The organism is Paragemmobacter amnigenus (genome assembly GCF_009908265.2).
Lineage (GTDB): Bacteria > Pseudomonadota > Alphaproteobacteria > Rhodobacterales > Rhodobacteraceae > Paragemmobacter > Paragemmobacter amnigenus.
This window is the reverse complement of sequence record NZ_JAAATX020000001.1, coordinates 95,462-117,743: the sequence shown is the minus strand read 5'-3', so window position 1 is coordinate 117,743 and position 22,282 is coordinate 95,462. Positions and strand designations below refer to the sequence as shown.

The following is a 22,282-nucleotide window of genomic DNA, read 5'->3' as shown; positions in this document are numbered from 1 at the left end:
CTGACGGAATTGGGATCAGCCGTCACCCTAGCAAGGGGAATGCCAGCCGCCAAGCCGGGAATCCGCGCAAAGCGGGCGGTTTTGTGCCGGAACGCGCGGGTTCAGGCCGCGCGGTTGATCGCGACCGAGCCGAGGACCATGTCCGTCAGGCCCTGACCGCGGCGGCTGAGCATCATCAGCGCCACCGAGAGGAGCTGCGGGATCACGAAGGCCATGGAGAGCGAGTAGCCCAGCGTATGGACAAAAGCCGTGGCCGCATCGAACCGCTTGCCGGTGCGGTCGAGGAATTCGATGGACATCAGGCGCATGCCCCAGGTGGCCGACGTCCCGCTGAGGGTGACCCAGCGGTAGAGGAAGCCCACGGCCAGCCAGACCAGCGGCAGGATGAAGAGCGCGGTCAGCGCGGTGACGAGGGTGACGAGAAAGACGATGAGCGTGACGAAGATCGTGTCCACGACCCATGCCAGCGCACGCTTGAATGCGACGCCCGCGTAGAATTCCGCGTGGCGGTCGGGGTCGGGCAGGGCGGGCTGGTAGCTGTCGGTGAACATCGTCGCTCCTTCGGTCGGAGGGAAAGGTGGCCCTTGCGGGCCACCGGATCAAGGGGGTGTCGGGGATCAGGCGTCGCTGGCGGGGCGGTCGTCCGCCACGGGGCGGGCGGCGGTGCGGCTGCGATCTTCCATGAAGGCGTCGAATTCCTGTTTGTCCTTCGCCTCGCGCAGGCGGTTCAGGAAACCTTCGAAGGCGGCTTGTTCCTCTTCCAGACGGCGGAGCGTTTCGGCCTTGTAGGCGTCGAAGGCGCTGTTGCCCGAGGAGGAATGGACGCGCTGCGCGCCCCAATGCGTGTGGCGGGAGGTGCGGCAGGATTGTCCGAACATGGTTCTGCTCCAGCGGTTGGTGATGGTCATGTAGGCGACGAGGGCGAGGCCCACGGGCCAGAAGAAGATGAAGCCCAGCACCATGGCGGTGATCCAGGCCTTGCGGCCGTGGCCGTCAAGCCAGGTTTCGGCGCGGCGGGGCCAGGCGAGGAGACCGCCAGCGGGACGCGCGGCGGCGGCGGGGGTGGTGTACATCGGCGGTTTCTCCCGTTGCGTGTGTTATGTGAATGTCCTTCACATCGGGGAAGATGAGGGGGCGGCGGGGCGGGTTCAAGGGGTAATGTTAAAATAATTCACATCGGGGCGGAGGGGAGGGGTCAAGGGGGCGCTCGCGCCCCCTCTGGCCGCGCGGGCGCGGCCATTCACCCCCCGAGGATATTTGAAGACGGAAAATGGGGGGCGTCAGGCGGTGAAGGGTGCGGTCCGGGCGGCGGTGATGCGCAAGAGATCGGCAGGCGCGATGGGGAAGATGTGGCGCGGGGTTCCGGCGGCGGCCCAGACGGTGGGGAAATCCATGAGGCGGGGGTCAAGGAAGGTGGGGGAGGGTGTCAGGTGGCCCACGGGGGCGACGCCGCCGATGGCGAAGCCCGTGACGGCGCGGACGGTGGCGATGTCGGCGCGACCCAGCGGTTCGCCGGCAAGGGCAGTGGCGCGGTCGGCGGCGACTTGGTTGCCGCCTGCGGTCAGGAAGAGGAAGAGGCGACCCGAGGTTTCGCCCGCGAAGAGGATGGATTTCACGATCTGGTCGAGATGCACGCCCGCCGCATCGGCGGCCTGCTGGGCGGTGCGGGTTTCGGTCGCGGTTTCGACGGGGGTGATGGTCAGCCCTGCGGCGCGGAGGGCTGCGGTGACGCGGGCGAGGCTCTTGGACATGCGGGCTCCTGTCGGATGGCACAGGTCTAGCGTGACGGTCGGAGGCAGCGCAACGGGGGTCGGGTTGACGCGTTGACCCTGCGGGGCGGGCGGTGCAAGGCTTCGGCCATGACACATGCGCCCTTTGCCGCCCGCCTGAACCGTTCCCCCATCGCCTTTGACCGCGAGGCTGCCGCCGATGTGGGGCGCAGTTTCGCCGACCTGCCGCCCGAGGTGGCGGGTCTGCTGGCCGCGACGGCGGGGTGTTCGCCCTATCTGAAGGGGCTGATGGGGCGCGAGGCGGAATGGCTGCGCGGGGCGCTGGCGGGCGCGCCGGAGGCGGCGATGGAGGCGGTGCTGGCCGCGCCCGTGGGGGTGGAGGGGGCCGAGGCGCTGGGCGAGGCGTTGCGGGTGGCGAAGCGGCGGGCGGCGCTGCTGGCGGCCTTGTGTGACGTGGGGGGCGTGTGGCGGCTGGAGGAGGTGACGGGGGCGCTGACGCGGCTGGCAGATCTGGGGGTGGATCTGGGGATCCGCTGGTTCGTGGGCGAGGAGATCCGGCGGGGCAAGCTGCCCGGTGCCGTGGCGGGGGACGAGGCGACGGGGGCGGGCATGGTCGCGCTGGCCATGGGGAAGATGGGGGCGGGGGAGTTGAACTATTCCTCCGACATCGACCTTGTCTGCCTGTTCGACGAGACGCGCTATGGCGATCAGGCGGGCGAGGCGCGGGCGGCCTTTATCCGCGTGACGCGGAAGATGGCGGCGCTGCTGAGCGACCTGACGGCGGGGGGATATGTGTTCCGCACCGACCTGAGGCTGCGGCCGGACGCGGCGGTGACGCCGGTTTGCCTCTCGATGGCGGCGGCGGAGAGTTACTATGAGAGCGTCGGGCGGACATGGGAGCGGGCGGCCTATATCAAGGCGCGGCCCTGTGGCGGCGATCTGGCGGCGGGGGAGCGGTTCCTGAAGGTGTTGGTGCCCTTCGTCTGGCGCAAGCATCTGGATTTCGCCGCCATCCAGGATGCCCATGACATGCGCCTGCGCATCCGCGAGCACCGACAGTTGAACCGGCCCCTGACGGTCGAGGGGCACAACATGAAGCTGGGGCAGGGCGGGATACGCGAGATCGAGTTCTTCACCCAGACGCGGCAGCTGATCGCGGGGGGGCGGGATGCGGACCTGCGGGACCGGACGACCGTCGGTGGCCTTGCGGCATTGGCGGCGAAGGGGTGGATCCCGGGGGATGTGGCGGAGGAGCTGACCGCGCTTTATCGCGCGCATCGCGAGGTGGAGCACCGGTTGCAGATGGTGAATGACGCGCAGACCCATGACATGCCGGTGACGGCGGAGGGGGTGGCGCGGATCGCGGCCTTCTGCGGCGAGGAGGAGGGGGCGTTCCGCGCGGGGCTGCTGGACCGGCTGGCGCGGGTGGACCGGCTTACGGAGGGGTTCTTTGCGCCGGGGCAGGCGGAGGAGGGACCCGAGCTTTCGGATCATGCGCGGGGGATCGTGGAGGGGTGGTCGCATTACCCTGCGCTGCGGTCCGAAAGGGCGCAGGCGATCTTCCGGCGGTTGCGGCCCGTGCTGTTGAAGCGGCTGATGCGGGCGGCCAATGCGGATGAGGCGCTGGTGGCGCTGGACGGGTTTCTGGCGGGCTTGCCGGCGGGGGTGCAGCTTTTCTCGCTGTTCGAGGCCAATCCGGCGCTGATCGATCTGATCATCGACATCGCGGGGACGTCGCCCGCGCTGGCGCGGTATCTGTCGCGCAATGCGGGTGTGCTGGACGGGGTGATCGGCGGGTCGTTCTTTGCGCCATGGCCGGGGGTGGGGCCGTTGGTGCAGGCGGTGGCGAAGGGCATGGAGGCCGAGGGGGATTACGAAAAGAAGCTGGGCGCCGCGCGGCGGGTGATGAAGGAGTGGCATTTCCGCGTGGGAGTGCATCATCTGCGCGGGCTGGTCGATGCCTTCGAGGCGGCCAAGCACTATGCCGATCTGGCCGAGGCGGTGATTGCCGCGCTGTGGCCGGTCGTCTGTGCGGAATTCGCGCGCAAGCACGGGCCCTTGCCGGGGAAGGGGGCGGTCGTCCTTGGGATGGGGTCGCTGGGGGCGGCGCGGTTGAATGCGGGGTCCGATCTGGACCTGATCGTGATCTATGACGCCGAGGGGGTGGAGGCGTCGGAGGGGCCGCGTCCGCTGGCCACGCGGGCCTATTACGCGCGGCTGACGCAGGCCTTCGTCACGGCGCTGACGGCGCAGATGCCGGAGGGGCGGCTTTACGAGGTCGACATGCGGCTGCGGCCCAGCGGGCGGCAGGGGCCGGTGGCGACGTCCTTCCAGTCCTTCACCAGCTATCAGGAGGGCGAGGCCTGGACATGGGAGCATCTGGCGCTGACCCGCGCGCGGCCCTTGGCAGGGGCGGCAGAGGTGATGGCGGCGGTGGAGGCGTTCCGGCGGCATCTGCTTGTGGAGAAGGGGCAGGGGCCGAAGGTCCGGTCGGACGTGGCCGAGATGCGGGCGCGGTTGCAGGCGGCGAAACCGGCGCGCGGCCTGTGGGAGGCCAAGAACGGCCCCGGGCGGTTGATGGATATCGAGTTGATGGCGCAGATGGCCGCGCTGTTGGCCGGATCGCCCGCGCGGGGGGTGGAACGGCAGATCGAGGCGGGGCGAAAGGGCGGCATTGTGTCGGATTCGGACGCGCGGGTGCTGCTGGATGCCTACAGGTTGCTGTGGCGGTTGCAGGCGGGGACGCGGTTGATCACGGATGGCGTGGTGGAGCCGGGCAGCCTTGGCGAGGGGGCCTGTGCCTTTGTGCTGCGCGAGACGGGCGAGGCGGGGGCGGAGGCGCTGTCCGAGCGGCTGGAGGCGGTGACGGGCCTTGCCGAGGCGGTGATCGCGGCCCATGTCGGGCAGGGGGCATGAGATGGGGAGACGGGCTTTGGACCTGAAAGAGGCGGACCCGAAGGGGCTGGTGCGGGAGAGTTACCGCATCGAGGGGATCACGCCGGGCGAGTGCCGGTCGATCCTTGTCGACTGGGCGCTGAGCCTGCCGGTGGATGCGCCGATGAAGGATGCGATCCGCGTGCTGATGGCGGAATATGCGCTGGGCGCGCCGGATCATCCGATGTCGAAGGTGCTGGAGGACGGGCTGATGACGCCGGAGGCGCCGAAGCGGCGCGGCGGGCGCGCGGCGCGGGTGGGGGGCGTTTAGCGATTTCTGACGCAGAAATCGCGGAAAATTCTGACGCAGAATTTTCCGGAGCGCGGCGTCGGGTTCCGAAATCTGCGTCAGATTTCGGGGCGATTTTTGCGCCAAAAATCGCCTAGCCGAGGGCGGCGGCTTCCAGCGCCGGGCCGTCGAGTTTGACCATCTGCATCATGGCGGCCGTCACGCGCTGGGCCACGGCATCGTCTTCGGTCTGCATCAGGCGGATCAGGCTGCGCGGGATGATCTGCCATGATACGCCGAAACGGTCGGTCAGCCAGCCGCAGCGCATCGCCTGACCGCCTTGCAGCAGGGCGTTCCAGAGGAGGTCGATCTCGACCTGCGTGTCCAGATGCACCTCGATCGAGGCGGCGGGGGTCAGGCGGTAATGCGGGCCGCCGTTGAGGAAGGTGTAGCGCTGGCCCAGAAGCGAGAGGTGGACGAGGAAGGTTCCCGTCCCGCCCCGCCGAGGAAAGCTGTGCAGGATCTTCGATCCGGGCAGGAGCGCGACGTAGCATTCCGCCGCCTCCTGCGCCTGATCGTCGAACCAGAGGCAGGTTTGCAGGCTGGGTCCGGTCATGGTGGCCTCTCCCTTGCATTGCGTCTCATTCTGAGAATGCGCGGGAGGGGAGAGTCGGGCAAGCCTTTCAGCGCAGGGCGCGCGCCTCGGCGGCGAGGCGGGTGATCGTGGCCCAGTCGCCTGCGGCCATCGCCTCCTTCGGCGCGACCCATGAGCCGCCGACGCAGAGGATGTTCTTGAGCGACAGGTAGTCGGGCGCGTTCTTCAGGCTGATGCCGCCGGTGGGGCAGAATTTGACCTGCGGGATGGGGGAGCCGATGGATTTGAGGAAGGCCGCACCGCCCGATTGTTCGGCGGGAAAGAATTTCTGCACCGTATAGCCGCGTTCGAGGAGCGCCATGATCTCGGACGCCGTCACGGCGCCGGGGAGGAGGGGGAGGCCCTCATCCTCGCAGGCTTTCAGCAGGCTGTCGGTGGCACCGGGCGAGACGCCGAAGGTGGCGCCTGCTTTCTTGGCGGCCTTGACGTCGGCGGGGGTGAGGAGGGTTCCCGCGCCGACGGTGCCGCCTTCGATGTCGGCCATGGCGCGGATGGCGTCCAGCGCGACAGGGGTGCGGAGCGTGACTTCCAGCGCGGGCAGGCCGCCCGCCACCAGCGCGCGGGCGAGGGGGGCGGCATGGGCGAGGTCGTCGATCACGAGGACGGGGACGACGGGGGCGAGCTGGCAGACGCGGAGCGCGGCGGCGGATTGTTCGGCGGGGGTCATGGCGATTCCTTTCGACGGTGCGCTGGCGGCGAGCGCCGGGGGTTTTGCACCCCCGGACCCCCGCAGGATATTTGGGGACGGAAAATGCGGGGGCGTTCCGTCAGACGACGACAGCCCCCCCGGTTTCTGCGGGGCCGACATGGGCGCGGAAGGCGGCGAAAAGCTCGCGTCCGATGCCGAAGCCATTGGCCGTCAGGTCCACGGTCACGGGGGTGCGGCTGTCGAAATCGGGGGCGAGGACGGTGAGGGTGCCTTGTGTGGCATCGAGGCGGATGATGTCGCCGTCGCGCAGGCGCGCCAGCGGGCCGCCCGACGCCGCCTCGGGCGAGACGTGGATGGCGGCGGGAACCTTGCCCGAGGCGCCGGACATGCGGCCGTCGGTTACGAGGGCGACTTTCAGGCCGCGTTCCTGCAGCACCGAGAGCGTGGGGGTGAGGGAGTGGAGTTCCGGCATCCCGTTGGCCTGCGGCCCCTGAAAGCGGACGACGACCACGGTGTCGGAAGTGAATTCGCCGCGCTTGAAGGCGGCCTTCACGCTGTCCTGATCGTGGAAGATGCGGGCGGGGGCTTCGATCACGTGGCGGTCGGGGGCGACGGCAGAGACCTTGATGACGCCGCGCCCGAGGTTGCCGGTGAGTTGTTTCAGCCCGCCCGTCGGCTGGAACGGATCGGTGGCGGGGCGCAGGATCTTGTCGTTGAGGGTGGCGTTGGCGCCGTCTTCCCAGTGGAGTTTGCCGTCCCGGAGCTTCGGTTCCTGACGGTAGAGGGAGAGGCCGTCGCCCGCCACCGTCTTGGCGTCGGGGTGGAGGAGGCCCGCGTCGAGGAGTTGGCCGATCATGTAGGACAGGCCCCCCGCGGCGTGGAAGTGGTTCACGTCGGCAAGGCCGTTGGGGTAGACCTTGGCCATGAGCGGGACGGTTTCGGAGATGTCGGCGAAGTCCTGCAGGTCGAGGATCACGCCCGAGGCGCGGGCCATGGCGGGCAGGTGCAGCACGAGGTTGGTGGAGCCGCCCGTGGCCATGAGGCCCACGAGCCCGTTCACATAGGCGCGTTCGTCGAGGATTTCGCCCACGGGGCGGTAGTCGTTGCCGAGCGCCGTGATCTGGGCCGCGCGTTCCACGGCCGCCGTCGTCAGCGCCTCGCGCAACGGCGTGCCGGGGTTGACGAAGGAGGCGCCGGGGAGGTGGAGGCCCATGAACTCCATCAGCATCTGGTTGGTGTTGGCGGTGCCGTAGAAGGTGCAGGTGCCGGGGCCGTGATAGGAGGCCATCTCTGCCTCCATCAGTTTGTCGCGGCCGATTTCGCCTGCGGCATAGGCGTTGCGGACGCGGGCCTTTTCGTCATTGGGCAGGCCCGAGGTCATGGGGCCCGCGGGGACGAAGATCGAGGGGACATGGCCGAAGGTGGAGGCGGCGATGATGAGGCCCGGCACGATCTTGTCGCAGACGCCGAGGTAGAGGGCGCTGTCGAAGGTGTTGTGGGACATGGCGACGCCCGCGGCGAGCGCGATGACGTCGCGGGAGAAGAGCGAGAGTTCCATGCCGGGCTGGCCTTGGGTCACGCCGTCGCACATGGCGGGCACTCCGCCTGCCACCTGTGCCGTGGCACCGGCCTTGCGGGCGGCGGCGCGGATCAGGGCGGGGTAGGTTTCGAAGGGCTGGTGGGCCGAGAGCATGTCGTTATAGGCGGTGACGATCCCGATATTCGGGGCGCGACCGGCGGCGAGCATGTCCTTGTCCGTGCCCATCGCGGCATAGGCATGGGCCTGGTTGCCGCAGGCGAGGTGGCCGCGCGCGGGTCCGGCCTGTGCCGCCCGACCCATGCGGTCGAGATAGGCGGCACGCGTGGCGGCGGACCGGGCGCGAATCCGGTCCGTGACGCGGGCGATGGCAGGATGCAGCGACTGCGGGCGTGACATGGGCGACTCCTTCGGCGGCGGCTGGCGGGGTTCTAACAGATGTTGTTAGCGCTAACAACCAGTTCAAGGGGGGCGTGGGCCGGTGAGGAGGCCAGAGCCCCTTGTTGGCCATCTGTATAGCAGCGTGTCCTATCGGGCGATAATGTGGCCGATTGTTTCCATGCCAAGCATAAACCGCGGAAATGTTCTGCCGTTAACCAATTTGCGCCACATTTGATTCCCATACATGCATCCAGACGTATGGGTCATATTGACCGGAGGTATGGTTATGAACGCCCTGATGAAATTCGCCTCGCTTGCTGCCGTGCTGGTCCTGTCGGCCTGCGTGGCCACCGAACCGGCCAGCCGCGGGGTCGCGCCGGATGCGCTGACGCTGGCGTCGCGCGGGACGGGGTCCATCCCGGATGTGGGGACCGGCGTGCGGGTGGTGGCACCGCTTTATTCCATCGCGGATGTGCGCGTTGCGGTTCCGCGGTCGCTGCGGGTGTCGGAGGCCAATGTGTTCTATCCGATCGCGGACATCGTCTGGCGCGGCGATGCGCCCGGCGACCGTCACAGCCAGATCGCGGCCATCTTCCAGACCGCGGGCCAGCAGGCGGCGGCGTCGATGAACGGGCCGCGTCCGGCGGTGCTGGAACTGACGCTTGTGCGGTTCCACGGGGTGACGGAGAAGACGCGCTATACGGTCGGGGGCACCCATAACATGGTCTTTGACCTGACGGTGCGCGATGCGGCGACGGGGGCGGTGATCGACGGGCCGCGCCGCGTGGCGGCGGATGCCAAGGCGGCGGGCGGTCAGGCCGCCATTGCCGAGGAGCAGGCGGGCCGCACGCAGAAGGTGGTCGTGACCGAGAAGCTGGTCGAGACGCTGCGGCGCGAGCTGTCGGGGCCGGTGACGGACCCCGCGCTGGTGGCGCGGGCGGTGGGGTCGCCCGCGACGGTCGCGCTGCGCTGAGACTTTCACAATCGGGCAGGAACGGGTAAGGGGAGGGCATGATGTCCTCCCCTTCTTCCATTTCCGATGACGGACCCGCCCGTGGCCGCCCCGTGGTGCGGCTGAAACCCAAGGCCGAGGCGCGGGCGATCCGCCATGGTTTTCCTTGGGTCTATGCCGACGAGCTGGTCATGGACCGGCGGACGGGGAATATCGCGCCCGGCACGCTGTGCGTGCTGGAGGATGGCGAGCGGCGGGAGCTGGGGCTGGTCACGGTGAACGTGAAGTCCAAGATCGTGGCGCGGATGCTGGACCGCGATCCCGGGGCGGTGGTGGATCAGGCGTGGTTCGCGGCGCGGCTGTCGCGGGCGCTGGAGTTGCGCGCGCGGCTTTACGATGCGCCCTTCTACCGGCTGGTCCATGCCGAGGCGGATGGCCTGCCCGGCGTGGTGATCGACCGGTTCGGGGATGTGGCGGTGGTGCAGCCCAATGCCGCATGGGCCGAGATACTGCTGGAGCCGCTGGTGGCGGCGCTGCGCGCGGTGACGGGGGTTTCGACGGTCGTCAAGAACGGCACGGGACGGTCGCGCGGCCTTGAAGGGTTGGCGGAGGAGACGGTGGTCCTGTGCGGTGCGGTCGCGGGGCCGGTGGCGGTGCCGATGAACGGGGCCACCTATATGGCCGATGTGACGGGCGGGCAGAAGACGGGGCTGTTCTATGACCAGCGGCCCAACCATGCCTTTGCGGCGCGGCTGGCCAAGGGTGCGCGGGTGCTGGATGTCTTTGCCCATGTGGGCGGGTTCGGTCTGGCGGCGCTGGCGGGCGGGGCTTCGTCCGCGCTGGCGGTGGATGCGTCGGCGGCGGCTTTGGGATTGGCCGAGGCGGGGGCTGCGGCCTCTGGCGTGGCGGACCGGTTTGCCGTGCGGCAGGGCGATGCCTTTGCCGTGCTGGAGGCTTTGGCGGGCGAAGGGGAGCGGTTCGATCTGGTGATCTGCGATCCGCCCGCCTTTGCGCCGTCGAAGAATGCGCTGGAGGCGGGGTTGCGCGCCTATGAGCGGGTGGCGCGGCTGGCGGCGCCGCTGGTGGCGCCGGGGGGGTATCTGGGCCTGTGTTCCTGTTCCCATGCGGCGGACCTGTCGGCCTTTCGCAATGCATCGGCCCGCGGGATCGGGCGCGGGGGGCGGCGGGGGCAGTTGTTGCACACGGGTTTCGCCGGGGCGGACCATCCGATGCTGCCGCAACTGGCCGAGTCGGGGTATCTGAAGTCGCTGTTCTTCCGTCTGGATTGATGCGGGCGGTTCTGGATGCCTGCGTGCTGTTCCCGCCGGTGCTGCGGGACATCCTGTTGGGCTGTGCCGAGGCGGGGCTTTACGAGCCGAAATGGTCGGAGCGCATCCTCGAGGAATGGGCGCGGGCAGTGGTGAAGCTGGGCCCGGGGGCCGAGGCGCAGGCGCGGGGAATGGCCGCGCTGATGCGCGAGGTGTTTCCGCGCGCCATGGTGGCGGCGGCACCGGGGGTGGAGGCGCGGCTGGTGCTGCCCGATCCGAATGACACGCATGTTCTGGCCGTGGCGGTGGCGGGCGGGGCGGATGCCATCGTGACCTTCAACGCGGCCGATTTCCCGCGCCATGTGCTGGCGGGCGAGGGGGTGGCGCGGCGCGATCCGGACGGGTTCCTGTGGGAGCTGTGGTCGGGTGATCCCGTGGCGGCGGGCGCGGTGATCGCGCGGGTCCATGCGCGGGCCTGCGAGATGGCGGGGGGGCCTGTGTCGCTGAAGGCGCTGTTGAAGCGGGCGGGTCTGCCGCGGCTGGCCAAGGCCGTGACGGCGGATCAGGCGGGCTGAAGCCAGCGGCGTTCGTTCGCCTCGATCGCGGCGATGCGTTCGGCGCTGGAAGGGTGCGAGAGCAGCCATGCCGGCATGTCGCCCCTGTTGCCCTTGGTCATCGCATCGAGTTTGCGGAAGAGCGTCTTTTGCGGGCCGGTGCCGATGCCGGATTTCAGCAGGAGCGCGGTGGCATAGGCGTCGGCTTCGAATTCGTCGCGCTGGGACAGGCGTGCGGCAAGGGCGGCGGAGATCAGGTTCGCGATCCAGACGCCGATGAAGGGAAGAAAACGGTTCAGGACCGCCGACAGCACGACGAACACCGCGTTCTGGCCGGTGAAGTCGATCATCCTTCGGCGGGTATGGCCAAGGGCCACGTGGCCCAGTTCATGGGCGATGACGGCGGCGAGTTCCTCGGCCGTCACCTCGCCCCGCATTTTCCGGTTCAGGAAGCCGCGCGTCAGGAAGATGCGCCCGTCGGGGGCGGCAAGGCCGTTGACGGGGTCCACCTCGAACACATGCACTGGGATGGAGGGCACGTCGAGGGCCGCGGCCATGCGGTCGGCAAGGCGGGTGATGGCGGGGTCGGTCAGGGGGCGGGACTGCTGGTCCAGCATCTTGCCCGTCCGCCAGACGGAGAAGCGCCACATCAGCAGCGCGTAGCCTATGGCGATGAGCGTGGGGATGAGGAGCGCGGTCATGCCACAGGATATGGGCAGCGCGGCGGAAAGGAAAAGGGGCCACCTTGCGGCGGCCCCGTTCCATGTTCTGCAAAGGGCGGATCAGGCGGCTTTCTTGCCGACGATCAGATGCTCGGGGCCATAGGGGAAGCCCGTGATGTTGCGGTTGCCCTTGTTGTTGTCGTCGGTGATGACGAGGATGTCATGCTCGCGGTAGCCACCGGCGCCCGGCAGGTGGTTCGGGATGGTGATCATCGGTTCCATCGAGATGACCATGCCCGGCTCCAGCACGGTGTCGCAATCCTCGCGCAGTTCGAGGCCCGCTTCGCGGCCGTAGTAGTGGCACAGCACGCCGAAGGAGTGGCCGTAGCCGAAGCTGCGGTACTGCAGCAGGTTCGCTTCGGCATACATCGCGTTCAGTTCCTTGGCGATGTCGCTGCACTTGTTGCCCGGCACCAGCAGTTCCTTGCCGCGATCGTGGACCTTGCAGTTGAATTCCCACAGGCGGATGTGTTCGTCGGTGGCGGTTTCGGCAAAGAGCGTCCGCTCCAGCGCGACGTAGTAGCCCGCGACCATCGGGAAGCAGTTGAGCGACAGGATGTCGCCGCGTTCGATCTTGCGCGATGTGACGGGGTTGTGCGCGCCGTCGGTGTTGATGCCCGACTGGAACCAGGTCCAGGTGTCGAGCAGTTCGCCATGCGGCCAGACCTTGGCGATTTCGCGCACCATCGTCGCGGTGGAGTGCAGCGCGACCTCATGCTCCGGCACGCCCACCTGGGTGGCTTCGACGCAGGCGGCGCCGCCGATGTCGGCGATGCGGGTCATCTTTTCGATATGGGCGATTTCCTCGGCCGACTTGATCATCCGCAGGCGCATCGAGGGGCCGGCGATGTCGACGAATTCCATGTTCGGGAATTCGGCCTTGAGCAGGTTCAGCGTGTCGATGGTGATGTGGTCGAATTCGATCCCCAGACGCTTCACGCCGCCGGTGAGCTGGCGGATGGCGTGGAAGTAGTTGTCCTTCTGCCAGTCGGTGTAGGTGACGTTCTTGCCACCGAAGGTCCGGCGCCACGGCTGGCCGCCGTCGATGCCGGCCGAGATGGAGGTGGAGATGTTGTGGTCCACCAAGAGGCCGTAGCGGCGGCCGAAGTAGCAGAACAGGAAGTCCGAGTAGTAGTTGATGCAGTGGTAGGAGGTGAAGAGCGCGGCGTCGATGCCCTTGTCCGCCATCACCTTGCGGATTGCGTCGAGGCGGCGCTGCATCTCGGCGGCCGAGAAGGTGGGGGTGACGGGTTCGCCGTTGCCCACGTAGTTCTGAAGTCTTTCGCGTTCCATGTGATGGACCCCTCTGCTGATTGGTTGGGGGCAAACTCGGTTAATCGGGGGGCGGTTGTCAAAAGACGGTTTCTCATGCAATGGGTGAGAAAATCTCATTTGGCCTTGGGCGGTGGTTCATGCAGATTCCCCTAAATGCCTTGCGTGCCTTCGAGGCAGTTGCAAAGACGGGTTCGTTCAAGGCGGCTGCGGATTTACTTTTCGTCACGCAGTCGGCGGTCAGCCACCAGATCCGGCATCTGGAGGACTGGTTGGGCGGGCCGCTGTTCGACCGCGAGGGCGGAAGGCCGAAGCTGTTGCCGCACGGGGCGGAGCTGGCGCGGGCGGTCAGCCTGTCGCTGGCCGAGATGGAGGCGGCCTGCACGCGGGCGAAGGTGGGGCAACGGGCGGGGCCGCTGGTCATCGCGGCGATCCCGTCGGTGGCGGTGTGCTGGCTGATCCCGCGGCTTGCGGGGTTTCGCGCGGCGCATCCGGAGGTGGAGATAAGGGTGGTTTATGCCATGCACGGTAGGGATATAGATTTCCGGGATGTCCATCTGGCCTTCGTCTTTGCGAAGGGCCGGCCGGATTTCCTGTCGGTGGAATCGGAGCCCTTCCTTGGCGGGGAAAGCGTGCCGGTGTGCAGCCCGACCATCCTGCGCGGCGGGCGTCCGGTGCGCCCGTCGGAATATCTGGCGCTGGGCCTGTTGCATGACACGGACCAGAGCGGATGGGCCGCGTGGTTTCGCCGGATGGGCGTGCCGATGCCCGTGCAGACGGGGGCGGCGGTGTTCGAGGATTTCAACCTGCTGCGCGCGGCGGCGCTGGCAGGGCAGGGGGTGGCGCTGTGTCCCGCCGCGATGATCCGGCCCGATCTGGATGCGGGGCGGCTGGTGCAATTGTCGGATGTGTCGGTACTGGAGGAATACGGCTATCATCTGCTGACGGCAGAAATGGACGATCCGGCGCGGGCACGGGATGCGCGGGCTTTCCGCGACTGGGCCTTTGCGTCGCGCGATGGTGCGACCCCCGAGGCGGCGACTGGACATGGAGCGTGAGATGACCGCGAATTTTGTTCCCAAGGGTGTGGCGCATGTGCCGGTGCCGAGCGTGGGCGAACCGGTCCGGATGACCTTTGTGCTGTTGCCCAACTTCTCGCTCATCGCGTTCTCTTCGGCCATCGAGCCGTTGAGAATCGCCAACCAGCTGGCGGGGCAGGCGCTGTTCGAATGGGACGTGCTGTCCGAGACGGGCGAGGCGGTGGGCTGTTCCAACGGGTTGAAGGTGCAGGTGGACGGGCCGCTGGGGGATACAAAGCCCAAGTCGATGGTGTTCGTCTGCGCGGGCGTGGAGCCGGAGAAGTCGACCTCGCGCCGCGTGGCGGACTGGGTGCGCCAGCAGTGGCGGCAGGGGCGGACCGTGGGCGGCATGTGCACTGGGGCCTATGCGCTGGCCAAGGCGGGGATACTGGAGGGGCGGAGCTTCACCCTGCATTGGGAGAACCTGCCGCCTTTCGTCGAGACCTTCGGCCATCTGCGGCCGCTGGAGCAGCTTTACTGCATCGACGGGCGTATCCTGACCTGTGCGGGGGGCGCGGCGGCGACCGACCTGTTCATCGAGATCGTGGCGCAGAACTATGGCGACCGGCTGTCGGATGCGGTGCTGAAGATGTGCCTGCACGGCCAGCAGCGGCCTGCCGACCTGCGGCAGCGGATGTCGCTGTCCTCGACCCTTGGTATCCGCAATCCGGTGCTGGTCGAGGTGATCCGCAGTTTCGAGGAGAATCTGGAGGCGGGCGTCGATATCCAGGCGCTGGCCGAGAAGATGGGCGTGTCGCGGCGGCAGGTGGAGCGGCTGTTCCAGCGCTATGTCGGCATGTCGCCCAAGCAGTACCTGAACGGGCTGCGGCTGGAGCGGGCGCGGGCCTTGCTGACCGAGACGGACATGCCGGTGGCGGAAGTGGCCTATGGCTGCGGGTTCAACGCGACCAACACCTTCACCAAGGCCTTCCGCCAGCGCTATGGCGTATCGCCGCGCCGCCTGTCGAACCGCCAACTGGCCGAGGGCTGAGGGCGGACGCGGGGGGCCGGTTGACCCCCCGCGCCGGACTCGGGGACGTGCACCCGGGGGAGCGGGTGCGTGGGAAGAGACTGGCGCGGGCAGGTCTGTCTGTCGATCCGACGCAAGGCATAGGCGCGCTGCCCGATGCATCGGTTTAGCGGTCTAAACCCCTGACATAGAGCGGAAATCCGCCGTCAGGCGGGGGTCTTGGCGGCGCGGGTGTGGTCTTCGAACCAGCGGCAGGCGGAGTCGAGGTCCGTCTCGCAATGGTCGATGCCGGGCAGGGCCAGAACGGCAGCAGGATCGGTGGTGATCTGGCCGCTGACCATGACCTGCGCGGCAGGCCGCGCGACGGTGAGTGCCACGACCAGCCGCCCCAGCGCCTCGAGCGAGTGGGAGGAGCCTGCGGAGAAGCCGTAGAGCATGTCCTGCGAGGTTTCGAAATGGGCTGAAAGCTCGTCATGGCTGTGGCCGATGAGCAGGGTGATGTCCCAGCCACGGGCGCGGAAGACATCGGTGGCGGCCGATATGCCCAGCGTGTGCATGTCGCCGGGGACGAGCGCGAAGGTGGCCGATTTCCGCACTCCGCTTTCCGGCAGACGCGGCGGGCGGCGGCGGTAACGCAGATAGGAATAGATGCGCGAGGCGCCCACCGTCGCCTCGAGGAACGAGACCTTGTCGGCGGTCCAGAGGTTGCCGATCTGTTTGGCGATGGGACCCAGCCGTTCGGCAAGGAACCAGTCCAGCTCGTGCAGCGGATCGTCCAGCGATTCGAGCGAGAGCGCGGCGTCTTCCTCTGTGCCGGAGGTCAGGGCGACGGCGGCGGCAAGGATGGCCTCGCGGTCGCGGGCCTTGCGGATCTCGACGGCGCGGCGGGCGACCTGATGCAGCACTTCCGAGGCCAGCGCCGTGACGTGGTCGCGCTGGTCAAAACGTCGGTGTCTGGCGGATTGGGGCTCCGACAGCGTGGCACTTGTACTCTGGTCGTCAAATTCGGCAGACATCGAAGCATGTACGGGTTGGTTGACGGTCACCCTCGGTTCCCTGCGGCCATCGGCGCACAGCGCAGGGGGGAAGTCAATCCGCGAAAGGTCGCGTTGCGCGGCCCCGGGCAGCGTGTTGCACTTGTGAAGCGGCGTTTTTGCCCGCAAAACTGCGCCCGATCGCACGGTTTCGCAGGCAGGAGGCGGGTTTGGGCAGGGCGGATGCGGCGGGGCGGCTGGTGGCGGTGGATGTGGCGCGGACGGTCGCGCTGGCCGGTATGGTCTTGTTCCACTTCACATTCGATCTCGAACTTTTCGGCCATCTGCCCGCGGGCACGACGGTGACGGGGGGCTGGGCCGTTCTGGCGCGGGTTGTGGCGGGAAGTTTCCTGTTTCTGGCGGGGGTCAGTCTGGTTCTGGCTCATGGCGCGGGAGTGCGCTGGAGCGCCTTCGCGCGCAGGTTGCTGCGGGTGGGGCTGGCCGCCCTTGCCGTGACGGTGGCGACGCGGCTGGCGATTCCCGAGGCCTTCATCTTTTTCGGCATCCTGCATTCCATCGTGCTGGCCTCGCTGCTGGGGATCGCGCTGATCCGCCTGCCGGGGGTGGCCTTGGTGGTGCTGGCACTGGGGGTGGTCTGGGTGGACCGGAAGTTCGGGTTTGACGCAATGAACGGGCGCGGGCTGGTCTGGATCGGGCTGGGCACGCAATTGCCATGGACGATGGATTTCGTGCCCGTCTTTCCGTGGACCGGCGCGCTGCTGGCGGGGATGGGGACGGCGAAACTGGCGGCGCGGGCGGGGCTTTGGGACCGGCTGGGGCAGGGCGGCCCGCTGGCGCGGCGTCTGGCCTGGCCGGGGCGGCATTCGCTGGCTATCTATCTGCTGCACCAGCCTGTGCTGATCGCGCTGGTCTGGCTGGGCACGCAGCTGGTGCGGGCATAGCGCGGACGGCTGCGGCAGGGTTCCGAGACGGCGACGGCCGGACCTGCTGGCGAGCGCGTCCATCACGAAACCGCGACTGCTGTAATGCTGCGGCACCTGCCTGCGAACTGTCTGGGGAAGGGCAGATGGCCTTTCGGGTATGACAGGGAGATAGACATGACTGCGATGACGTCCCGTTTCGTCTTTGGTGCCTCGCTGGCTTGCGCGCTTGGCGCGATGGCCGTGACGCCGGTGATGGCCGAGGAGATGGAAAAGTGCTTTGGCGTGGCGCTGGCGGGGCAGAATGACTGCGCTGCCGGTCCGGGCACGACCTGTGCCGGCACGTCGAAGGTCGATTATCAGGGCAACGCATGGAAGCTGGTTCCGGCGGGCACCTGCCTGACCATGGAACTGCCGGCGGCCGAGGATGGCATGGCGCGGAGCGGATCGCTCGAGGCGCTGGAGCGGGATGTTCCCGAGGCCTGATCCTTGGGGCGCGCGGATGTTCCGCGCGCCCGTTTCCATCCGAGTGGATGCGCCATGCTGCCAGCCTTCCTTCCCCCTCTGCCCGGAGTGGGCTTCAAGCCGGAACATTTCGCCGCGATCCGCGAGGGGGCGGCGGGGATCGGTTTTTTCGAGGTGCATGCCGAGAATTACATGGGTGCGGGCGGACTGCCCCATGCGATGCTCGGGGCGATACGGGCGGACCATGCGCTGTCGATCCACGGGGTGGGGCTGTCCATAGGCGGGGCGCGGGGGTTGGACGGGGACCATCTTTCCCGCGTGAAGCGGCTGTGCGACCGGTATCAGCCCGAAAGCTTTTCCGAACATCTGGCATGGTCCAGTCACGGGGCGGAGTATCTGAACGACCTGCTGCCCTTGCCCTATACCGAGGAAACGCTGCGGCTGGTCTGTGACCATGTCGATCAGGTGCAGGCTGTGCTGGGTCGGCGGATCCTGCTGGAAAATCCCGCGACCTATCTGCGTTTCGCGCAATCGACGATCCCCGAGACCGAGTTTCTGGGCGAGGTGGCGCGGCGGACGGGGTGCGGGCTGCTTCTGGATGTGAACAATGTCTTCGTGTCCTGCACCAATCATGGCGATGATCCCCGCGCATGGCTGGCGGCCTGTCCGCTGCATCTGGTGGGGGAAATCCATCTTGGCGGGCATGACGCGGAGGAATTGCCCTTAGGCCCGTTGCTGATCGACAGCCACGGGGCGGCGGTGGCCGATCCGGTCTGGGAGCTGTTTGCCGCGGTGATCGACAGGGCGGGGGCTTTGCCCACGCTGGTGGAGTGGGACAATGACCTGCCCGACTGGCCGGTTCTGGCGGCCGAGGCCGCGCGGGCGGGGGAGATACTGGCGGGCGGGGGGCATGGCCTTGCACACGCATCCTGAGTTCGTCGCGGCCTTCGGCGAGGCGCTCAGCGGAGGGCCGGTTCCCGCCGGTCTGACCGCCCGCGACCCCGCAGAGATCGGGCGGCGGTTCAGCGTCTACCGCAACAACGTGGCCGTCGGCCTGACCGGCGCGCTGGCGACCCGTTTTCCCGTGATCCGCAGGGTGGTGGGCGAGGCGTTCTTTGCCCCGCTCGCGCTGCTTTATGCCAAGATGGAGCGCCCGTGCTCTCCCGTCCTTGCGGAATGGGGCGAAGGCTTTGCGGCGTTTGTGGAGGGGTTCGCGCCCTTGGCGGCCTATCCCTATCTGGGCGATGTGGCGCGGATCGAGTTCGCGCGGGGGCGGGCGTTCCATGCGGCGGATGCGCGGGCCGTCGATCCGGCGCGTCTTGCGGGGGCCGATCCCGAACGCGTCCGGTTGCGGCTGCATCCGTCCGTCACGCTCCTGTGGCTTGCCCATCCTGCCGTGTCGATCTGGGCGCGCAACCAGCCGGGCGGGGAGGATGTGCCCTTGGCCCATGGACCCGAAATCGCGCTGATCCTGCGCGATGCCGCCTTTGGCGTGCCGGTCTGGCGGGTGGGGCGCGGGGATGGCGTCATGGTGCGATCCGTTCTGGCGGGTGACCCTCTGGCGGTTGCGGCGGGGAAGGCACGCAAGGTTGACGCGGGGCACGAACCGCAGGCGCTGCTCGTCTCGCTGATGCGGGCCGGGGCGATTGTCGATGCGGGGGCGTGAGGGAGAATGATCCACATGATTCACAAACTGAACCTGACGCTGGCCCGTATCCCCGATGCGCCGGTGGCCCTTTTGCTGCGCGTCTTTCCGGCCTTGGTGTTCTGGCAATCGGGACGGACGAAGGTGGAGGGGGTCTCGATCAAGGACTCAACATGGTTCCTGTTCGAGCATGAATATGCCCTGCCGCTGATCCCGCCTGAAATGGCGGCGGTGATGGCGACGGTGTCAGAGCATCTGCTGCCCGTCCTGCTGGTGCTTGGCCTGTGCGCGCGACTGTCGGCGCTTGGCCTTCTGGGGATGACGGCGGTGATCCAGATCTTCGTCTATCCCGATGCCTGGATGACGCATGGTCTTTGGGCCGCGATGCTGCTGGCGGTGGTGGCGCGGGGGGCGGGGCGGTGGTCCCTTGACCATCTGATCGGGCTGGAGCGCGGGGCGAGGGCTTAGATGGACCTGATCCTTGGCTACCTCGCAGGACTTCTGACGCTGATCAATCCCTGCGTCCTGCCGGTGCTGCCCATCGTTCTGGCAGGCAGCCTGCAGACCGATCCGCGGGCGCCGCTGGCCCTTGCGGCGGGGATGGGGCTGTCCTTCGTGGCGGTGGGAACGGGCGTGGCGGCCATCGGTCCGGCCTTGGGCATCTATCCCGAGGACGTCACGCGGATCGCGGCGCTGGTCATGGTCGGCTTCGGGCTGGTCATGGTCCTGCCCGTGCTGGCGCGGCGGTTTTCCCTCGCCTCGGCGGGGATCGCGGCGGCGGCGGATGCGCGCATCGCCGCGACGCCGCGCGGGATCGGGGCCGAGTTTGCAGGGGGCGCGCTGCTGGGTGCGGTCTGGAGCCCCTGCATCGGCCCCACGCTGGGGGCGGCCATCGCGCTGGCCAGTACGGGAGAGGGTATCGGTCACGCAGCCGCCGTGATGGCGGCTTTCGCTGCCGGTGTGGCAACGCTGTTCCTGTCCGCCGCCTATGGCCTGCGGGGCTGGCTGCGGCGGAACATGGGCCGCGCGGTGGCGCTGTCGGCCCGCGCGCGGCCCGTGATGGGCTGGGTCTTCATCGCCGTGGGGGCCGCGCTGTTTCTTGGCCTGAACCACATCCTTGACGCCGCTGCCCTGCAAATCCTGCCTGCGTGGCTTGTCGATCTGTCCGTCAGCATCTGAGAAGGAGACATCCCGTGAACCGTCGAACCCTGCTTTTGTCTTCTGCCATGTCGATCCTTGCCGGCCCGTTGCATGCGGACGGGCGGACCTTCTACACGCCCGGACTTGCCGAGGCGGCGATGGATGCGGGGGAGGTCGTGATCCTCGATTTCTGGGCGAGCTGGTGCAGCACCTGCGCGGCGCAGGAACGGGTGATCGCGGGGCTTATGGCCGAGACCCCCGCTTATGGCCGGAGCATCCGTTTCATCGTCGTGGACTGGGACCAGCATGGCGAGGGCGAGTTGTCCCGTGCACTGAAGATCCCGCGCCGGTCGACGCTTGTCGCGCTGAAAGGGCGGGAGGAGATCGGGCGCATCGTTGCGGGAACCGGCAGGGCCGAGATCAAGGCGCTGTTCGATGCGGCGCTGGCGGCGGCGGGATGACGGCGGCCTTCGCCCTTTCACCGAGGCGTGACTGTGCCACCCTCTCTGCCCCTGTTACGGTTGGGCCGTCAGGGGTGGAGGAGCGGTTGCGGCAGGACGAGGTCTGGGAGGTTCTGCTGGCCCGCGCCAATGACGGGGATGGCGCGGCCTTTGCCCGTTTCCTGCATGCCGTCACGCCCACGCTGCGCGCCGTGATCCGGCGCAGGGGCGACGGGCTGCCCCCCGACCAGCACGAGGATATCCTGCAGGAGGTTCTGCTGGCCGTCCATCTGAAGCGCCGGACATGGCGGCCGGATGCGCCGGTCAGGCCGTGGCTTTATGCGCTGGCCCGCTACAAGGTGGTGGATGCTTTCCGCAAGCGCGGGGCGGCGGTGACCCTGCCGATCGAGGATTTCGCCGAGATCCTGCCCGGGGAGGATGCCGCAGCGCCGCTTTCGGCGCGGGACGCCGAGGTGATGCTGGGACTGATCGACACGCGGTCTGCCATGCTGGTCAGGGCGGTGGCGCTGGATGGAAAGACCGCCGGTGAGGCGGGTGAGACGGTGGGGATGACGGCAGGTGCCGCACGTGTCGCGCTGCACCGCGCGATGCAGCGGCTGTCGGGCTTGGCCGAAAGGATGATGAAATGAATGACAGGCGACGCACGGAAGACCTGATCGGCGCGCTTGCCGCGGCGCCCTTGCCGGAGCCGTTCAGGCCCGGCCGGACGCTGGCTGCGATGCTTTGTGTCATGCTGGCGGGTCTTGGCCTGTACCTTGCGATCTTCGGGATCCGCCCCGATCTGGGCGCAGCCTGGGCCGAACTGGCGGTGCAGGCCAAGACGATCCTGCCTGCGCTGTTGTCGCTGTCGGCCATCTGGCTTGCCCTGAGGTCGGCAAGGCCGGAGGGGCGGGTCATGCTGTGGCTGCTGGCCCTTCCCGGTGCCGTGGCTGGCGCGATGGTGCTGTACCGTCTGGCCGGTGCGGACGGGCTTTCCTTTGCCGAAATGGCGGGACAGACGGCGCTGGCCTGTCTGGGATCCATCGTGTTGCTGTCGGCGCTGCCCCTTGCCGCAGGCATCGTCCTGTTCCGCCGGTCCGCACCGACGCGGCCCGTCGTGACCGGTGCACTGCTTGGCCTTGCGACGGCGGCGGCGGTCGCGTCGGGTTATGCCCTGCATTGCACCGAGGATTCACCGCTTTTCTTCGTGGCGTGGTACGGGGGGGCGATCTGCCTTGTCGGCGGAATCGGCGCCGTGGCGGGACATCGCTTCCTGCGCTGGTAAAGGTTCGGCGGCGGTGGCTGCAGGCTGGCTGCCCCATACCGAACGGATCAGGCAAAAGGCTTGAAGCGCCTGCCATAGCGCATCATGCGCGCATTTTCGGGAAGGTTATTGGCTGAAAAGCTGGGGTGCGAATTTAAGTATTTGATTATAATATTAAATTAGACGGTCGCAGGATATTGGATAAATCGAAGTTTCACCAAAGTCTGTCTGATTTTTTGATGAAAGCTTCCGGACGCATGGCACGTCTCTCAGATAGCGCAACGTAGTCACTTTCGGTCCATGAGGTCCGTCGATGATTACGAAACGGCGGGAAAGGAAGCGCTGTCTCAGCACGCCCAAATCAACGAGCGAGTACGGGCGAGAAAGCGCGAATATTGGTTATGCGATCGCTAGCAGGGACCGAAGCTACAGATCGCTTTTCCCTCTCGAAAGACGTTTTTGTCGGGCGCGGTACTCAGCG

Annotated in this window: 25 protein-coding genes; 16 read left to right on the top strand and 9 right to left on the bottom strand. The window is 67.9% G+C overall.

Translation table 11 applies throughout. The annotated features are described in order from the left end of the window. Positions 1–101 precede the first annotated feature (101 nt). The 3 genes from GU927_RS00630 to GU927_RS00620 all read right to left on the bottom strand — a co-directional run bounded on the left by GU927_RS00630 (position 102) and on the right by GU927_RS00620 (position 1,751). Entirely contained in the window at positions 102–551 is a 450-nt protein-coding gene (locus GU927_RS00630; protein WP_161760264.1) for an RDD family protein, read from the bottom strand. A gap of 66 nt (positions 552–617) precedes the next feature. Then, a complete protein-coding gene (locus GU927_RS00625; RefSeq protein WP_161760263.1) occupies positions 618–1,073 on the bottom strand; it encodes a DUF2852 domain-containing protein in 456 nt (151 codons plus the stop codon). A 207-nt stretch (positions 1,074–1,280) separates the two neighbouring features. Further along, positions 1,281–1,751 carry a YbaK/EbsC family protein gene (locus GU927_RS00620; protein WP_161760262.1) on the bottom strand — a complete coding sequence of 157 codons (471 nt, stop codon included), beginning with the start codon at positions 1,749–1,751 and terminating at the stop codon, positions 1,281–1,283. Between the two features lie 108 nt (positions 1,752–1,859). Between GU927_RS00620 and GU927_RS00615 the strand changes: the two genes are divergently transcribed. Together GU927_RS00615 and GU927_RS00610 are read left to right on the top strand one after the other, a co-directional pair. Further along, positions 1,860–4,646 carry a [protein-PII] uridylyltransferase family protein gene (locus GU927_RS00615; RefSeq protein ID WP_161760261.1) on the top strand — a complete coding sequence of 929 codons (2,787 nt, stop codon included), beginning with the start codon at positions 1,860–1,862 and terminating at the stop codon, positions 4,644–4,646. Between the two features lies 1 nt (position 4,647). Further along, the gene (locus GU927_RS00610; RefSeq protein ID WP_232489080.1) at positions 4,648–4,935 is read left to right on the top strand and encodes a hypothetical protein; all 288 of its coding nucleotides are present in this window, start codon (positions 4,648–4,650) and stop codon (positions 4,933–4,935) included. 112 nt (positions 4,936–5,047) lie between these two features. Here the strand turns inward: GU927_RS00610 and GU927_RS00605 are convergent, their stop codons facing one another. The 3 genes from GU927_RS00605 to edd all read right to left on the bottom strand — a co-directional run bounded on the left by GU927_RS00605 (position 5,048) and on the right by edd (position 8,133). Beyond that, positions 5,048–5,509 carry a VOC family protein gene (locus tag GU927_RS00605; protein ID WP_161760260.1) on the bottom strand — a complete coding sequence of 154 codons (462 nt, stop codon included), beginning with the start codon at positions 5,507–5,509 and terminating at the stop codon, positions 5,048–5,050. 67 nt (positions 5,510–5,576) lie between these two features. Continuing rightward, positions 5,577–6,215 carry a bifunctional 4-hydroxy-2-oxoglutarate aldolase/2-dehydro-3-deoxy-phosphogluconate aldolase gene (locus GU927_RS00600; protein ID WP_161760259.1) on the bottom strand — a complete coding sequence of 213 codons (639 nt, stop codon included), beginning with the start codon at positions 6,213–6,215 and terminating at the stop codon, positions 5,577–5,579. A gap of 100 nt (positions 6,216–6,315) precedes the next feature. Further along, positions 6,316–8,133 carry a phosphogluconate dehydratase gene (edd, locus tag GU927_RS00595; protein ID WP_161760258.1) on the bottom strand — a complete coding sequence of 606 codons (1,818 nt, stop codon included), beginning with the start codon at positions 8,131–8,133 and terminating at the stop codon, positions 6,316–6,318. Positions 8,134–8,395: 262 nt separating this feature from the next. Here edd and GU927_RS00590 point away from each other — a divergent pair, with 262 nt between their 5' ends. Genes GU927_RS00590 through GU927_RS00580 form a run of 3 tightly spaced genes read left to right on the top strand, consistent with a single transcriptional unit; the run spans position 8,396 to position 10,910 of the window. Further along, positions 8,396–9,088, top strand: coding sequence for a DUF6778 family protein (locus GU927_RS00590; protein WP_217765493.1), 693 nt, complete (start codon positions 8,396–8,398; stop codon positions 9,086–9,088). Positions 9,089–9,126: 38 nt separating this feature from the next. After that, positions 9,127–10,356, top strand: coding sequence for an RSP_2647 family RNA methyltransferase (locus GU927_RS00585; RefSeq protein WP_232489079.1), 1,230 nt, complete (start codon positions 9,127–9,129; stop codon positions 10,354–10,356). Further along, entirely contained in the window at positions 10,356–10,910 is a 555-nt protein-coding gene (locus GU927_RS00580; protein ID WP_161760256.1) for an RSP_2648 family PIN domain-containing protein, read from the top strand. The genes GU927_RS00585 and GU927_RS00580 overlap by 1 nt, the downstream gene beginning before the upstream one ends. On the opposite strand, the gene GU927_RS00575 is transcribed toward GU927_RS00580, so the two are convergent. After that, positions 10,898–11,590 carry a M48 family metallopeptidase gene (locus GU927_RS00575; RefSeq protein WP_161760255.1) on the bottom strand — a complete coding sequence of 231 codons (693 nt, stop codon included), beginning with the start codon at positions 11,588–11,590 and terminating at the stop codon, positions 10,898–10,900. The two genes, GU927_RS00580 and GU927_RS00575, sit on opposite strands and share 13 nt — an antisense overlap. A gap of 81 nt (positions 11,591–11,671) precedes the next feature. After that, complete coding sequence (locus GU927_RS00570; protein WP_161760254.1) at positions 11,672–12,904, bottom strand: aminopeptidase P family protein; 1,233 nt, start codon at positions 12,902–12,904, stop codon at positions 11,672–11,674. Positions 12,905–13,023: 119 nt separating this feature from the next. On the opposite strand from GU927_RS00570, the gene GU927_RS00565 reads away from it, so the two are divergent. Together GU927_RS00565 and GU927_RS00560 are read left to right on the top strand one after the other, a co-directional pair. Beyond that, a complete protein-coding gene (locus GU927_RS00565) occupies positions 13,024–13,941 on the top strand; it encodes a LysR substrate-binding domain-containing protein (RefSeq protein ID WP_161760253.1) in 918 nt (305 codons plus the stop codon). A 1-nt stretch (position 13,942) separates the two neighbouring features. After that, entirely contained in the window at positions 13,943–14,953 is a 1,011-nt protein-coding gene (locus tag GU927_RS00560; protein ID WP_161760252.1) for a GlxA family transcriptional regulator, read from the top strand. A gap of 185 nt (positions 14,954–15,138) precedes the next feature. Here GU927_RS00560 and GU927_RS00555 read toward each other — a convergent pair whose 3' ends face one another. Continuing rightward, positions 15,139–15,978: a cobalamin B12-binding domain-containing protein gene (locus tag GU927_RS00555; protein WP_161760251.1), complete on the bottom strand. Its 840-nt coding sequence runs from the start codon at positions 15,976–15,978 to the stop codon at positions 15,139–15,141. A gap of 158 nt (positions 15,979–16,136) precedes the next feature. Here GU927_RS00555 and GU927_RS00550 point away from each other — a divergent pair, with 158 nt between their 5' ends. The 9 genes from GU927_RS00550 (at position 16,137) to GU927_RS00510 (ending at position 21,822) form a co-directional block, all read left to right on the top strand. Further along, positions 16,137–16,868, top strand: coding sequence for a heparan-alpha-glucosaminide N-acetyltransferase (locus GU927_RS00550; protein WP_161760250.1), 732 nt, complete (start codon positions 16,137–16,139; stop codon positions 16,866–16,868). 156 nt (positions 16,869–17,024) lie between these two features. Beyond that, positions 17,025–17,333, top strand: coding sequence for a BufA1 family periplasmic bufferin-type metallophore (locus GU927_RS00545; protein WP_394357648.1), 309 nt, complete (start codon positions 17,025–17,027; stop codon positions 17,331–17,333). 54 nt (positions 17,334–17,387) lie between these two features. Beyond that, positions 17,388–18,245, top strand: coding sequence for an MNIO family bufferin maturase (gene bufB, locus GU927_RS00540; protein ID WP_161760249.1), 858 nt, complete (start codon positions 17,388–17,390; stop codon positions 18,243–18,245). Further along, positions 18,223–18,978, top strand: a complete 756-nt coding sequence (locus GU927_RS00535; protein ID WP_161760248.1) for an HvfC/BufC N-terminal domain-containing protein — start codon at positions 18,223–18,225, stop codon at positions 18,976–18,978. Before bufB ends, GU927_RS00535 begins: the two co-directional genes overlap by 23 nt. Positions 18,979–18,993: 15 nt before the next feature. Continuing rightward, positions 18,994–19,425, top strand: coding sequence for a DoxX family protein (locus tag GU927_RS00530; RefSeq protein WP_232489078.1), 432 nt, complete (start codon positions 18,994–18,996; stop codon positions 19,423–19,425). Then, the gene (locus tag GU927_RS00525; protein WP_161760246.1) at positions 19,426–20,136 is read left to right on the top strand and encodes a cytochrome c biogenesis CcdA family protein; all 711 of its coding nucleotides are present in this window, start codon (positions 19,426–19,428) and stop codon (positions 20,134–20,136) included. 14 nt (positions 20,137–20,150) lie between these two features. Continuing rightward, positions 20,151–20,558, top strand: a complete 408-nt coding sequence (locus GU927_RS00520) for a thioredoxin family protein (RefSeq protein ID WP_217765492.1) — start codon at positions 20,151–20,153, stop codon at positions 20,556–20,558. Further along, positions 20,555–21,187 carry a sigma factor gene (locus tag GU927_RS00515; RefSeq protein ID WP_161760245.1) on the top strand — a complete coding sequence of 211 codons (633 nt, stop codon included), beginning with the start codon at positions 20,555–20,557 and terminating at the stop codon, positions 21,185–21,187. The genes GU927_RS00520 and GU927_RS00515 overlap by 4 nt, the downstream gene beginning before the upstream one ends. Beyond that, complete coding sequence (locus GU927_RS00510; protein WP_161760244.1) at positions 21,184–21,822, top strand: NrsF family protein; 639 nt, start codon at positions 21,184–21,186, stop codon at positions 21,820–21,822. The genes GU927_RS00515 and GU927_RS00510 overlap by 4 nt, the downstream gene beginning before the upstream one ends. Positions 21,823–22,282 lie beyond the last annotated feature (460 nt).

Bases quoted from the DNA above. Each gene is read 5' to 3' on its own strand.
- GU927_RS00610 (WP_232489080.1), top strand. From the start codon at position 4,648: ATGGGGAGACGGGCTTTGGACCTGAAAGAGGCGGACCCGAAGGGGCTG.
- bufB (WP_161760249.1), top strand. From the start codon at position 17,388: ATGCTGCCAGCCTTCCTTCCCCCTCTGCCCGGAGTGGGCTTCAAGCCG.
- GU927_RS00625 (WP_161760263.1), bottom strand. From the start codon at position 1,073: ATGTACACCACCCCCGCCGCCGCCGCGCGTCCCGCTGGCGGTCTCCTC.
- GU927_RS00585 (WP_232489079.1), top strand. From the start codon at position 9,127: ATGATGTCCTCCCCTTCTTCCATTTCCGATGACGGACCCGCCCGTGGC.
- GU927_RS00620 (WP_161760262.1), bottom strand. From the start codon at position 1,751: ATGTCCAAGAGCCTCGCCCGCGTCACCGCAGCCCTCCGCGCCGCAGGG.
- GU927_RS00565 (WP_161760253.1), top strand. From the start codon at position 13,024: ATGCAGATTCCCCTAAATGCCTTGCGTGCCTTCGAGGCAGTTGCAAAG.
- GU927_RS00575 (WP_161760255.1), bottom strand. From the start codon at position 11,590: ATGACCGCGCTCCTCATCCCCACGCTCATCGCCATAGGCTACGCGCTG.
- GU927_RS00525 (WP_161760246.1), top strand. From the start codon at position 19,426: ATGGACCTGATCCTTGGCTACCTCGCAGGACTTCTGACGCTGATCAAT.
- GU927_RS00605 (WP_161760260.1), bottom strand. From the start codon at position 5,509: ATGACCGGACCCAGCCTGCAAACCTGCCTCTGGTTCGACGATCAGGCG.
- GU927_RS00545 (WP_394357648.1), top strand. From the start codon at position 17,025: ATGACTGCGATGACGTCCCGTTTCGTCTTTGGTGCCTCGCTGGCTTGC.
- GU927_RS00580 (WP_161760256.1), top strand. From the start codon at position 10,356: ATGCGGGCGGTTCTGGATGCCTGCGTGCTGTTCCCGCCGGTGCTGCGG.
- GU927_RS00600 (WP_161760259.1), bottom strand. From the start codon at position 6,215: ATGACCCCCGCCGAACAATCCGCCGCCGCGCTCCGCGTCTGCCAGCTC.
- GU927_RS00615 (WP_161760261.1), top strand. From the start codon at position 1,860: ATGACACATGCGCCCTTTGCCGCCCGCCTGAACCGTTCCCCCATCGCC.
- GU927_RS00530 (WP_232489078.1), top strand. From the start codon at position 18,994: ATGATTCACAAACTGAACCTGACGCTGGCCCGTATCCCCGATGCGCCG.
- GU927_RS00630 (WP_161760264.1), bottom strand. From the start codon at position 551: ATGTTCACCGACAGCTACCAGCCCGCCCTGCCCGACCCCGACCGCCAC.
- GU927_RS00560 (WP_161760252.1), top strand. From the start codon at position 13,943: ATGACCGCGAATTTTGTTCCCAAGGGTGTGGCGCATGTGCCGGTGCCG.
- GU927_RS00535 (WP_161760248.1), top strand. From the start codon at position 18,223: ATGGCCTTGCACACGCATCCTGAGTTCGTCGCGGCCTTCGGCGAGGCG.
- GU927_RS00590 (WP_217765493.1), top strand. From the start codon at position 8,396: ATGGTTATGAACGCCCTGATGAAATTCGCCTCGCTTGCTGCCGTGCTG.
- GU927_RS00510 (WP_161760244.1), top strand. From the start codon at position 21,184: ATGAATGACAGGCGACGCACGGAAGACCTGATCGGCGCGCTTGCCGCG.
- GU927_RS00570 (WP_161760254.1), bottom strand. From the start codon at position 12,904: ATGGAACGCGAAAGACTTCAGAACTACGTGGGCAACGGCGAACCCGTC.
- GU927_RS00515 (WP_161760245.1), top strand. From the start codon at position 20,555: ATGACGGCGGCCTTCGCCCTTTCACCGAGGCGTGACTGTGCCACCCTC.
- edd (WP_161760258.1), bottom strand. From the start codon at position 8,133: ATGTCACGCCCGCAGTCGCTGCATCCTGCCATCGCCCGCGTCACGGAC.